General features: G+C 36.7%; 14 protein-coding genes. 9 read left to right on the top strand and 5 right to left on the bottom strand.

Going from position 1 to position 11606, the window contains the following annotated elements; all coding sequences use genetic code 11:
* The first annotated feature begins 2 nt into the window (after positions 1–2).
* The 4 genes from G532_RS0106365 to G532_RS0106340 all read left to right on the top strand — a co-directional run bounded on the left by G532_RS0106365 (position 3) and on the right by G532_RS0106340 (position 2557).
* Entirely contained in the window at positions 3–392 is a 390-nt protein-coding gene (locus G532_RS0106365; protein WP_027964050.1) for a DUF3997 domain-containing protein, read from the top strand.
* A 700-nt stretch (positions 393–1092) separates the two neighbouring features.
* Positions 1093–1569 (top strand): hypothetical protein, encoded by a 477-nt coding sequence (locus G532_RS0106350; protein WP_156882552.1) that lies wholly within the window; start codon positions 1093–1095, stop codon positions 1567–1569.
* Between the two features lie 44 nt (positions 1570–1613).
* Complete coding sequence (locus G532_RS0106345; RefSeq protein WP_027964046.1) at positions 1614–1946, top strand: MazG nucleotide pyrophosphohydrolase domain-containing protein; 333 nt, start codon at positions 1614–1616, stop codon at positions 1944–1946.
* 80 nt (positions 1947–2026) lie between these two features.
* Positions 2027–2557 (top strand): GNAT family N-acetyltransferase, encoded by a 531-nt coding sequence (locus G532_RS0106340; protein ID WP_027964045.1) that lies wholly within the window; start codon positions 2027–2029, stop codon positions 2555–2557.
* Positions 2558–2638: 81 nt separating this feature from the next.
* Here the strand turns inward: G532_RS0106340 and G532_RS0106335 are convergent, their stop codons facing one another.
* From G532_RS0106335 to G532_RS0106320, 4 genes are all read right to left on the bottom strand, one after another.
* Entirely contained in the window at positions 2639–2884 is a 246-nt protein-coding gene (locus G532_RS0106335) for a hypothetical protein (protein ID WP_027964044.1), read from the bottom strand.
* A gap of 143 nt (positions 2885–3027) precedes the next feature.
* Positions 3028–4161 (bottom strand): ABC transporter permease, encoded by a 1134-nt coding sequence (locus tag G532_RS0106330; protein WP_027964043.1) that lies wholly within the window; start codon positions 4159–4161, stop codon positions 3028–3030.
* A complete protein-coding gene (locus G532_RS0106325; RefSeq protein WP_027964042.1) occupies positions 4158–5039 on the bottom strand; it encodes an ABC transporter ATP-binding protein in 882 nt (293 codons plus the stop codon). Before G532_RS0106325 ends, G532_RS0106330 begins: the two co-directional genes overlap by 4 nt.
* Positions 5040–5048: 9 nt before the next feature.
* Positions 5049–6275 (bottom strand): ABC transporter permease subunit, encoded by a 1227-nt coding sequence (locus G532_RS0106320; RefSeq protein ID WP_027964041.1) that lies wholly within the window; start codon positions 6273–6275, stop codon positions 5049–5051.
* Between the two features lie 241 nt (positions 6276–6516).
* Between G532_RS0106320 and G532_RS0106315 the strand changes: the two genes are divergently transcribed.
* Both G532_RS0106315 and G532_RS0106310 read left to right on the top strand, forming a co-directional pair.
* Complete coding sequence (locus tag G532_RS0106315) at positions 6517–7029, top strand: hypothetical protein (protein WP_027964040.1); 513 nt, start codon at positions 6517–6519, stop codon at positions 7027–7029.
* Between the two features lie 172 nt (positions 7030–7201).
* The gene (locus G532_RS0106310) at positions 7202–7864 is read left to right on the top strand and encodes a hypothetical protein (RefSeq protein ID WP_245570117.1); all 663 of its coding nucleotides are present in this window, start codon (positions 7202–7204) and stop codon (positions 7862–7864) included.
* 266 nt (positions 7865–8130) lie between these two features.
* Here G532_RS0106310 and G532_RS16035 read toward each other — a convergent pair whose 3' ends face one another.
* The gene (locus tag G532_RS16035; RefSeq protein ID WP_156882551.1) at positions 8131–8307 is read right to left on the bottom strand and encodes a hypothetical protein; all 177 of its coding nucleotides are present in this window, start codon (positions 8305–8307) and stop codon (positions 8131–8133) included.
* A gap of 180 nt (positions 8308–8487) precedes the next feature.
* Here G532_RS16035 and G532_RS0106300 point away from each other — a divergent pair, with 180 nt between their 5' ends.
* The 3 genes from G532_RS0106300 (at position 8488) to G532_RS0106290 (ending at position 11588) form a co-directional block, all read left to right on the top strand.
* Positions 8488–9225 carry a YqjF family protein gene (locus tag G532_RS0106300; RefSeq protein ID WP_035512642.1) on the top strand — a complete coding sequence of 246 codons (738 nt, stop codon included), beginning with the start codon at positions 8488–8490 and terminating at the stop codon, positions 9223–9225.
* Positions 9226–9509: 284 nt separating this feature from the next.
* Entirely contained in the window at positions 9510–10700 is a 1191-nt protein-coding gene (locus G532_RS15615; RefSeq protein ID WP_051189085.1) for an Ltp family lipoprotein, read from the top strand.
* Positions 10701–10916: 216 nt separating this feature from the next.
* Positions 10917–11588: a GOLPH3/VPS74 family protein gene (locus tag G532_RS0106290; protein ID WP_027964037.1), complete on the top strand. Its 672-nt coding sequence runs from the start codon at positions 10917–10919 to the stop codon at positions 11586–11588.
* The last annotated feature ends 18 nt before the right edge of the window (positions 11589–11606 follow it).

Here is an 11606-nt window from a genome sequence, read left to right as displayed (position 1 = left end):
ATTTGATAAAACGCTTAAGCATAATACTAATATGTTTCTCCATATTTCTCGCAGGTTGTCCTGGGGTTAATGATTATACCATTGATTTACCAGGCGAGCTTCAATTGGTGAGGTCGAACCCTCAGAACATAGGGATTTCTGTACCAATAGGAGAAAAGGAGTTTCCAGCAACAAACATCGTACCTTCAAAGGTAGTTGAATTAGATTGGGATGACACTCATCTTTTCGCAAAGCAGCAACTGAATGAAGGCGAATATCGTTACTGGATTATAAAAATTCAGGATGAAGAGGTAACAGGTCCGTTGGGTCTTGGGGAGTTTAACTCGGTAATACGGGGGTTAAATACTGAGGTGAACTTTAAGAGCTTAGATTACTTCGATAAAATAAGATAAGATTATAAATTGCTTTAATTGCTAACTAACTTTAGATTGCTTGTTTGCAGTAAAACTATTTTATTTGGAGGGTTCGGATGAAATTATCATTAGACAGCATTTTTATTCTTATTATAATTATTTGTGCAGTTCTCGTAGGTCTTGCGACATTCAATTTCTTTGAAGCCGACCTCCAATTCTTAGGCGTCGCAATTTGGGTATTGATACCAACACTTATAATACATTCGGTACGTAAAGAGATAAAATATAGACGACATAAAAAGGCGAATCAAAAACCTTATTAAGATACTTAGTAAAACTGATATTGATTGCTTTGTAATCGTTTATAGATTGTCCAAATGAATGCTATTTACGTTTATAAGCCAGAGAATGTTTTAACGGTAATATAAAAATAGGAGTAAGTTCAAATGAAAAAAATCTTTGACAATGTAGTCATCATTACAGCAGTTATTAGTGTTAGTATGATTCTTTTAATTCGATTAAACTTCCTTGATATAAATAATCCAGTTGTCTTGTTTACTATTTGGATATTGATGCCTTTCACTTTAGTATACAGTGTTTTAAATAGAGTCTTTATGAACATACGAAAAAAAAGGTGAGGGAAGACCTAAATAACGAGAATGTAATCTAAACTGTGTAAGTAGAAGAGCATACGAGTACTTGAAACTGGTGGTGAATTTTTTTGAGGGATAAAGTAAAAATGTTTCTTGTAATCTCAATGGTTTTGAATGTATTACTCATAGGGACGGTGTGGTGGGGATATTCTAAGTTAGGTTATGTCAACGAGCGAGTACTTGTTGATGTTTACAGGAATATCTCTCAATTAGAAGAATTGATTACAGATCAAACTGAGGATGATTGGTCTAACCCTACTTTAGTGACAACGAAAATGGAAGATTTATTTTGGGCGCTTATTACAAGTATGAATGTCGGCGCTGAAACAAATATGCTTTCACAAGCTGAACTAACTGCGCTGATCGATTTACAAGTTTACTTGCAAACATACGAGCCGGTTGAACCTTTCAAGGAAACTAATGACTTAACTGAGTCAGAAAAACTAAGATATGAGAATTTTGGTCAAATACTCTCGAAAATCAATTTTAAAGATGATTCCAACGATGATATTAATAAAGGTTTTATTTTAAAGAAGGTTGAAGAACTAGTAGGTGAATTGTAGCGATTAGATAAAAAACTACTAGAAACAGAGAACGGAGAATACATATGAAGCAATTATCATTCCATGATTTACAAAGCTATTTAAAACTAAAGTATAAAGAAGGTAGATCTTCATCGGCTCTGTTTATGAAACTTGTAGAAGAAATTGGCGAGGTCGCAGAGGTTCTTAACCAGCTAGAAGGTCGAAAAGAAACTTCAAACACTGCTTCTTTAGAGAAAGAGTTAGTTGACGTTATTCATTACACAGTGGCGATTGCTAGCTTAAATGGTATAGATTTAACTGAAGCCATTATTAAAAAGGATGAGCAGGCCGCGATTAAATATAATCAGACTCCAAATTTAGAAGAATATTTGATAAGTCATGGTAAAGAAATTTAGTATATTAACGGGGTAACTATTGTAAAAGTTGCATAAGTGGCATCAATTTTTACAAAACAACCTATAAGGGTGGAAATATTATGATTCCTACGTTAGAAACTGATAGATTATTACTAAGAGAAATTACAAAAAACGATGCAGAAGGTATATTCGCTTGCTTTTCTAATCATAAAGTAACGAAATATTATGGACAAGAAATGTTAGAAAGTATAGACCAAGCAGAAGCGATCGTGGATTTCTTCGAAAGAAGTTACAAAGAAAAGAGGGGAATACGCTGGGGAATCGAAAGAAAAGGGAGTCCTGGAATAATAGGAACAATCGGTTTCAATGCGTGGACGCCTAAACATAGGCGAGCAGAGATTGGTTATGAGATTCACCCTGATCAGTGGAGAAAAGGATATACATCTGAGGCCTTGTTAAAGGTAATACACTTTGGCTTTGAGGAATTAGGGCTTACCCGTGTTGGAGCTATTGTATTTAAAGAAAACACAGCTTCTAATCACCTGCTTTCTAAAGTGGGGTTTCAAAAGGAGGGTCTTCTTAAAAATTATATGTATCAAGACGGAAAGGCATATGATACATATGTGTACTCTTTGCTCCCGAGTAGCTAATAGGATCCGCCTTTGGGTTGGTGTGTATATTCATAACCATTGAAGGCACATGCTCACCCTTCCCTTTTATAGTTTTTATCACTAGAAATTTATAAATAAAACTAACAGAATTACAGGCGCTACCAATCCAGTTATTAACCCAATAGAAGGGAAAACTTTATTAACCTCTTTTGAGATAACTAAGCTAACAACCCCTAAAACTACGGCTATTAACCCAATGGCTGTAGCAAAAAAAGAGCTGGGCATAAGAAGTCCTAGTGACATAATGCCGAGTATGAATGAAGCTAATCCTAAACTACTTACATTTGATCTTTTTTCAGTAGACATTTTATCCTTCTTATATGTAAACATGTTCCTACTAAGGTAACATACTACAAGAATTTGTTCATGTTTCCAAATGGTGGTGAGACTAATAGTTTCTCACCACCTATGAAACGGGAATGCTCTGAATTCTTTTCCCGCACCCGATCCTAACCAACCTTCAACCGTCTAACCCTACCGACCATAACAACATGTAGAACCACAATAACCACCAATGTCACCGGTATTGCCATGTACCACTCATGGCTATTTTGAACCAATATCATCTGTTCTGGTAACATGTTCTGAAGCGGATTAACCCATGCCCAAAACGTTCCGGCAGTAAGTGTATTAATCAAGTATCCGACTAACATAGTGGCCATAAAAGCGAATAAAGCTATTAGAGTTTGTCTGAAGATTAAGCTATAAAATAAATACAAGGTTATACAAAACACGCTGAAGACTGTGATTAATATGGTTGATGTCATTAAATAGTGTTGAATGGTAATGAAGTCAATTACGCCATTATTTTCTACAACAACGGGATAGGAAAAGGTTCCTGGATTTCCAAAGATCAGACCAAGTGTATAGGGCGTAATCGTGACGAGCAGTATGACAATTGCATAAATCACGACGCCTCCAATAAATTTATTTAAGACGATGGTGTGGCGTTTAATGGGTTGGGTAATTAAGAAGTGGATGGACCCTTCTTCAAACTCCCGGGTTAATATGTCTGCAATAAATAAAAGGATTAAGGCAATGGCTGTAAAAGTGATAAAAATCTGCATGACTTGCATCATAAAATTGGGTGTCGCTATGCTGTAATTGGCGTACTGGGGAGCAATATCTTCATCGAGTAATTTTGTGTTTAAAGCCCTGGATCGATTGATTTCTTCAAACGTGAGTGGATGATCACCGTTTGCGTATTTGTATTCTTCAACTTCTTGATAATATTGATTTTCTAATTGTAGGCGTTCTTGCCACTCACTTGTGTCGAGTTGACTGAGTAATTGATTGGAAGTCTCTAAGGCTGTTTCATTTAATTCTTGCTGTTCTTCTAGTTGCTCTAAATCTCCTAGTATGTCATCACTTGGGTTCTCCATGATGGCTTCATAGTAATTGGCTCTTTGTTCATGAACGTTTACATATTCATTGTACTCAGCTGCGATTTGACCATGAGCAAAGTCTTGAGAAATATAGTTTCGAAAAAATAAAAACGTGATCCCGGCGATGATTAACAGACAAATGGCTATGAACTTTTTCGTCAATAGGATTTTCTTCAACTCAAATATTAATAACCTCATACAGATCCCTCTTCAAACAACTCTCGGTATCTTTTTTCCGCTCCTTCAACCTTGTTATCAACCGAAATAATCGTAAAATCGTGATCATGCAAGAGCTTCATGACATGCTGAAGCGAGACATCACGTTCAGAAAAGGTGATTCCTCGATTCTTTTGCAGTTGGACGTCAAAGGCGTTCTCTTTGAGCAAAAGGTTAGCCTGATCATCGTCATTTGTTTTGATAGAATACGTAACTGAATCCATATCTTTTAACGATTCTTTTAACAAAGCTCCGTCTTTCATGAAATGGATATTATGCGTGAGCCGATCAATCTCATCTAAGTTATGAGAAGAAACAAAAATCGTCGTGCCTTCCTCATATAATTGAAGCAATATTTCTCTCATATTAATCGCACTTGTAGGATCTAAACCGTTTAACGGCTCATCCATTAATAAGATTTTGGGTTGATTGATGATTGCCATTGCGAGTAATAGGTGTTGCTTCATCCCTAGTGAAAAGTTCTGGACGCGCCTTTTTACATAACTGGACATGCCCACCCGATCTGTCACTTCCTTAATCTTCTTATAAGGAATTTTCTGGACATCACAAATGAACTTTAAGTGATCATAAGCAGTTAAATGACCATATAAGATTCGGTTGTCTTGCAAATAAGAGACTTCCTTGAAAATGGATGTATCGGTATGTGGTTGATCTAGTAATGTAATCGATCCTTCATCGAGTTTTAGAATATTTGTCATGCAATTGAGAAGGGTGGTTTTCCCTGAACCGTTTGGCCCGACTAACGCTATGATGTTAGGTTCTTCCACCTTCATATTAATACCTTTTAAAACCCATTCCTTCTTATACTTTTTCTTAACATTGTCAACATGAATAATCATTTAAACACCTCATTCATTTATTTTCTTTAAAAATAATTTGATGGTTAAGGTCATGATCAGGATCGTTGAAAGGAGTAAAGTAATCACGCCATTGTGCAAAGTGAGTTCAAAATTGTCATGTAATGCTGCCCATTCATGCGAGATAATTTTTTCAACATCGATATACGTAAACGGGTAATACGCAGCGAATGCCGTTTCCCGAATTGTTTCGTTCAGTTGCATCCCTAAGATGAGCGTGACAAGCGTCAATCCTAAAGCCATCGAGGTTCTGTTCGTGATTACACTGAATAAAAACATCAATGAGTAACTGAATAGGACGACGAATAAAAATAGAATGACGCAATAGAGTAAGTAAAGCCCCATTGGTATAAACGACATGGACAGCTCCGGTTGATAGATCAGCACTGGGTACATCCATTTACCAAAATAATCAAACACAATGCCAAGAATAATCCCTATAAACGTTAGCGATATAAGTAGTCCAATCGTTACCATCATGAGCGTCAAAAACTTAGAAGTAATGATCTTAAGATGAGAATGAGGTTGCGTAGTTAGAAAGTTTATCGTCCCATTCCGACCCATGCTTTCCTTTGTGATAATGTCCCCGAAAAGGAAAAGAAGAAAGGCAACACCAACGATTCCAAAGCCAACATTGTAGGAATTGTATAAGAAGTAAAGGGAGTTTCCGGAATGTTTGTTACTGGACTCGCGCACAGATTCTTCAATAACCGCACTATCAAAGGCTTCATCATATATGGTTAAGGTTGACCAATAATGTATAGGAAAGACGGGACGGAGTTGATGGTCAGCTAGCCATTTATTCTCTTCATAGCGTGCTTCACTAGTAAATTCGGTCGGCCAAGAATAAATGTTGTCATTTCGTTCCTTCTCTTCAGCGGCCCTCTGATACTCAGCGGTGGTGACTCGTTCCCAGTCTTTATCAAGGTAGCCCTGTAATTTTTCAGTATCAAATTCGATTCGGGTTAAGATGTTCTCCACTTCCATGTTATTTTCACTTATATTTCCTTCATCAATCTCTTCTTCATAAGCCGCTAAACTTTCTTCTTCCATTTCTAATTTAGTTCTAATATCTTGGATTAAGTCATCAATAGTTAATGTATGTACATAGTTGTAACTATAATAAGAGCAAAGGATAACCGTAATTAGGGTGATCAATGATAGAAAATATTTTGATTTAATAATTTTTAACGATTCAAATTTTATCAATGATTTCATTAGAACACCTCCTTCTTCATAAACATTTCGACAAGAACCTATATCTTCCTTCTATTTTTGTAATTTAATGTATTATTTAGGGGGGTGGTAAAAACTTGTCCAATAGTTTCTCAAAGCTTTTTTATTAATGATTAGATACAATCAATTAATGTTTTTAACATTTCGATATTATCAAAAATCTGCTTCAATAAAACTTCCTTGTATGGTAAAATTAAGAAAATTTAGTAAATGAGGAGGAATTATGAGATACATTCTAATTGTATGTATTGGATTATTTCTAATGACAGCCTGTACAAGTGAAGAAGAATCACCTGAAGAGACAGAAGAGCAAATTGCCAGCCATATATCACCACCTGATATTGGATTTAGTCATAGTGGGAAAAATGAAGGTTACACACTATTGAGGGATAAACATTGTTGGGCATCTAGTGGAGAGAAGTGTGAAGTAAACCCAAATGATCCAAGTGAAGTTGTAGTAGGAGCACATACCCGTACATTCCCGCCAGGACACGAAACCAGCATGAGCTTTCGAGTGGTGGATGATCCAAGAATAGGCAATCCCGATGAAATTAACATTATGTATTATTCAGCATCCGATGAGCTCGTAGAAACACATAGTGAAACATTGATTTTTGGAGATACCTTTCCAATGTTAGAAACGGAAGGACGCTATAATATAGTTGCTCAACTTATATGGGACGATGAAATTTATGGGGAGTCCTATCAAATTTTACCTGTACTGATAAGGGAATAGCGGTATAACCAATCTACTTAAGGCATCTCACTAATTCTATCAATGTGGGATGCCTCTTTTTTATGTTTTTAGCAGTTTAGTAGTTTGAAAACCCTTCCCTTTTAAAATCTATTACATAACTTAGACAAGGTGGAATTTCCACTTAGTAAAATATAAAAGGCAGGTGAACACAATGAGTGGATATGGTCATAAACATTTCCCTAACTGTTCTTGTAAACAATGCCGATTTATAAAATTAAGAGATCAAGTGAATCATAGACGGTGCGGACAAAACTCTGGTCAAGCTCAAGCACAAGGTCAAGCACAAGGTCAAATAGATAAGCTGTCTAACATCGGGAATCCGACGATTAATATTGGAGTGGATGGATCTGGAGTTGATAGTACTTCTACGAGATCCTCAGCTTTCCGTGCGGTATCTACAGAATCTGTAGCTGTCCCAGTCGATGAAGTGATTAAGGTTTTCTATCAAGAAGAGCAGTTTGACTTAAGAGGTGAATATAATTCTAATAACTCCGTTTTTATCCCAAGAAGAGATGGGGTTTATTTAATTCAGGGACAAATTTCCTTTGCTCCTGAAAACTTTGATACCGATTATCGGGTGCGTGTCGACATTAGAATCAATGGCAATCCTTATGAAGCAGCAGACAATGATTTTTGGGGCACAGGTGTAGAGAATTCAAATGCAGCACAAGTTTCTACCATTCTTAACCTTGAAGCAGGAGATCAGGTCGAAATCTATATGGAAAGTTCCATTGCTGGAGAGTTACTATCCTTTACTCCAGGGTTTAATACTCCGTTCTTTGCCGCAGCAAGATTCCCTTCCCCGGATAGATAGAGTATGGTGCCCAATTCCTATTATAGGAATTGGGTTTTACTAATTGGAGTGGAATTTTAGGATATGTATGAGAATAGAACACTTCAAAATATGCAGATTTATCACACTATTTTCACAATATCAAACGTTATAGATTCATAAGTACGTTATCATTTACTTATGAGAGAATAATTTTATATTATCTCTCGCTTCATAATACCCCCTATATATAAAGAGACCTTTCCCATTTATTTTGGGAAGGGTGATTTATTTGAAAAAGAATTCCATTATTTATTCAGTATATCCTTCCAAGTGTTGAAGTCGATTGTTAAGTCGAACAGATAACTCCAAACATCATTACCAGTGAGTTTACCGGAAATATAAATCGAACCTATTAAATCTATAACAATAAAACTCAACAAACCGAAAAATAGTATCGTATCTTTAAGGCGTCCAGTTTTCAATGTTGTCCCTCCAAATCATTTAGTAAAAATTTACATACAACTTTCCTAAAGTATACCATATAATTTTGAAAACTAGATAATATGTAGTAAAGATATTTTCCTTTTTTGTTTTTGATCAAAAGTATAAATCGTTTACATTCAGGGAAGTAAATTCGTAAAAGCTTATTTAGGAGTGAGAGGATGTACGACAAACTGCTTAACCATACAGCGCATCGTCACAACAGCTTATCACCTGGCAAATGGCTTATGAGTCAACGGTGGGAGAACCTACTGTTTATTCATTATCCCGTTAAAAAAGAAGCGATTAAAGAATGTATTCCAGATGGACTGGAACTTGATTGTTTTCAGGGTGATGCATGGGTGACGATCATTCCGTTTGAAGTCACTGATATGCATCTTAGAGGCACGTCTTCGATTCCTTATTTACATTCTTACCTTGAGTTAAATGTACGGACCTATGTGAAACTAAATGGTGTGCATGGTATATATTTCTTTAGCTTAGATGCGGATAAAATTCTTGCAGTTATTGGGGCAAGAAGTGCTACTCTTCCCTACTATTATGCCAAGATGAGTATGCTTAAGGATGGAGATACATTTAGTTACGAAAGTCAGCGACGGGGAAGGAATGGAGCTAGTTTTAAGAGTTCGTATTGCCCGAATTCTTCTATATGGATCCCAGAAGAAGACACTCTTGATGCCTGGCTATTTGAGAGGTATTACGCTTGGGCAGTAAAAGGTAGGTTTCTCGTGGAAGTTGAGATTCACCACCTACCATGGGATGTCCAAGAAGTGGAAGCTAGTTTTCAAACTTCCAATCTACTACCATCTGGACTTGAGAGTGCGGATGAAGGTGAAGTGTTATTTCATTATGCTAAAGCTAAGCGAGTCTTACTCTGGATAAGGGCAAATAGACGATGAGGCGACTAGTTGACTAGATAGGTTATCAATTCTTCAACTTCTGTAAAATAAAGATCTGATTTAGGGTCGAAATGACTTGATTGAATATGCTCCAACCAGTGTACGCTTCTGAAACCATCACATCAAAATATTCCTCCAAATTAAGATTGTCCTATCATCAAAGCATTTCACTAAGCACTATTATTCAAAATATTTTATAAATTAGGAATTAAATAGAAAATTATAGTGCATTAAATGGTATAATAGTATTAGTTGTATAAAATTTAATAAGAGGAGGGTATTTAGTGGACGCTTTCTTAACGATTTTAATACTTGCGGCATTTGCAGGAATGATTACTTATTTGATTTTTGCTTTTGTAAAGGGTAAGGAAAACAGGGTCAGGAATTTTGCGAAGTCAGGAGGGTGCTTGTACGCATTATCGGTTTTAGTACTGATTTCTGGATCAACGGAAGGATTTTTACAAACTCTCTTATCTATTTTAATGTTGACGGCTTTTGCTGGTATGGTAGTTTACATCATCTTAGCCTTTATGAAAGGTAAAGCTAGTAGGTCACGTAACTTGGCGGTGTCGGGTAGCTTTTTACTTGCCCTTGTAGTTTTCTCACTTATTGCAAGCGCATTAGGTGGAGGAACACAAGTGGCAGATGATGTTCGCTCAGAAGCTGCTGCAGAAGAAGAGGCTGAAGAGAAGGCTGAAGAAGAAGCGGAAGAAGAAGCTCAAAGAGAAAAAGAAGAACAGGAAGCGGAAGAACAAGCACAGAAAGAGAAGGAAGAGCAAGAAGCGGAAGAACAGGCACAGAAAGAACAAGAGGAACAAGAAGCAGAGGAACAAGCCCAGAAAGAGAAAGAAGAGCAAGAAGCAGAAGAACAGGCACAAAAAGAGCAAGAAGAAAAAGAAGCAGAAGAACTAGCCAAGAAAGAACAGGAAGAACAAGAAGCTAAAGAGGCAGAGGAACAGGCGAAGAAGGAAGAAGAAGCGAAGAAAGAAGAAGAGGAACGTAAAGCGAAAGAGGAAGAACAAAAAGAAGCGGAATCAGCAAGTGGAACTGTTTCAGAAGAACAGGCTGTGTCTATGGCAAAACAGTACATTAATTATAGTGCTTTCTCAAAATCTGGATTGATTGATCAGTTAGAATTTGAAGGTTTTAGTACAGCAGATGCAACTTATGGTGCGGAGAATATCTCTGTCAATTGGCAAGAGCAGGCGGTTGATATGGCGAATCAATATATCAATTACAGTGCATTTTCTAAATCAGGATTGATCGAGCAATTAGAATTTGAAGGTTTCAGTGCTGCAGATGCAAGCTATGGTGTAGAAAATATTTCGGTAGACTGGCAAGAACAAGCAATTATGATGGCACAACAATACCTTGATTACAGTTCTTTTTCCAGATCGGGTTTAATTGATCAACTTACTTTTGAAGGATTTAGTTTGGAGCATGCAACATATGCTGTTGATCAAGTTGGACTGTAATAGGTGGGTTAAATTAGAGACTAGTTACTACTAATTGCATTTACATGTTGCGACAATAAAGGTTACTCATTAGTCGATATAACTAGTGGGTGGCCTTTGTTTATGATATTCAGAAAAATCCACTCTATATTTTCTGAATGTTCGTATAATTGATCCGTAGACTGTGTTATTATTTAATCAACTAATATACTAAGCGGTTTTTCGGGAGGTGATTCTATGTATATTCAGGAACGAATATTGTTATTAGGAACAAAACGCGATAAAGGCTCCTTACCAATGGACGTAGGATCTAAGATAAACCTAAATATTGCAGGTGCCATTTTAATGGAACTAGCATTGCTTGACAGGATTGATATCCGTAAGAAGAAATTAACTGTGAAAAACTCAGAGCCAACTGGAACAGGGATTTTCGATGATGCACTTCAAAAAATGATGAAGGCAAAGAAGGAACGTAAGGCGAAGTATTGGGTAGAGAAACTGGCTAGTAATCGCTTATTAGATGAAACTTATGCTACCTTGACGGAGAAGGGGATATTACGGAATGAGAGTTATCGTTTTATAGGGCTATTTCCTGTGCGACGTTACCCAATTGAGAAAAGTAGTGAAGTTGAGCTATTGAGGGAGGAAGTTCGTGAAGCTGTATTTACGGATGACATCGAAAGTGTAGAGGATCCTCGGACGGTTTTATTAGTTGGGTTATTAAAGACAAGTAACCTATTACCAAAGTTATTTTCACGTGAAGAAAGAAAAGAAGCGAAGAAGCGTGTTAAAGAAATTATGAACAGTCAAGTAGTTTCGAAATCTGTTTCTGAAGCAGTCCAGGCTGTAGATTCAGCTGTCATTGCAGCTGTTGGAGCTGCTTCGGTTGCATCGAGTAGTTCGTCTTAAACATTTCCTGTTTTATTA

Source organism: Halalkalibacillus halophilus DSM 18494 (genome assembly GCF_000423105.1).
GTDB lineage: Bacteria > Bacillota > Bacilli > Bacillales > Alkalibacillaceae > Halalkalibacillus > Halalkalibacillus halophilus.
The sequence above is the reverse complement of the archived record's forward strand: the minus strand, read 5'-3'. Positions and strand labels throughout refer to the sequence as shown.

Bases quoted from the DNA above. Each gene is read 5' to 3' on its own strand.
- G532_RS0106290 (WP_027964037.1), top strand. From the start codon at position 10,917: ATGTATATTCAGGAACGAATATTGTTATTAGGAACAAAACGCGATAAA.
- G532_RS0106310 (WP_245570117.1), top strand. From the start codon at position 7,202: ATGAGTGGATATGGTCATAAACATTTCCCTAACTGTTCTTGTAAACAA.
- G532_RS0106300 (WP_035512642.1), top strand. From the start codon at position 8,488: ATGTACGACAAACTGCTTAACCATACAGCGCATCGTCACAACAGCTTA.
- G532_RS0106320 (WP_027964041.1), bottom strand. From the start codon at position 6,275: ATGAAATCATTGATAAAATTTGAATCGTTAAAAATTATTAAATCAAAA.
- G532_RS0106315 (WP_027964040.1), top strand. From the start codon at position 6,517: ATGAGATACATTCTAATTGTATGTATTGGATTATTTCTAATGACAGCC.
- G532_RS0106330 (WP_027964043.1), bottom strand. From the start codon at position 4,161: ATGAGGTTATTAATATTTGAGTTGAAGAAAATCCTATTGACGAAAAAG.
- G532_RS0106340 (WP_027964045.1), top strand. From the start codon at position 2,027: ATGATTCCTACGTTAGAAACTGATAGATTATTACTAAGAGAAATTACA.
- G532_RS0106350 (WP_156882552.1), top strand. From the start codon at position 1,093: ATGTTTCTTGTAATCTCAATGGTTTTGAATGTATTACTCATAGGGACG.
- G532_RS0106335 (WP_027964044.1), bottom strand. From the start codon at position 2,884: ATGTCTACTGAAAAAAGATCAAATGTAAGTAGTTTAGGATTAGCTTCA.
- G532_RS0106345 (WP_027964046.1), top strand. From the start codon at position 1,614: ATGAAGCAATTATCATTCCATGATTTACAAAGCTATTTAAAACTAAAG.
- G532_RS0106325 (WP_027964042.1), bottom strand. From the start codon at position 5,039: ATGATTATTCATGTTGACAATGTTAAGAAAAAGTATAAGAAGGAATGG.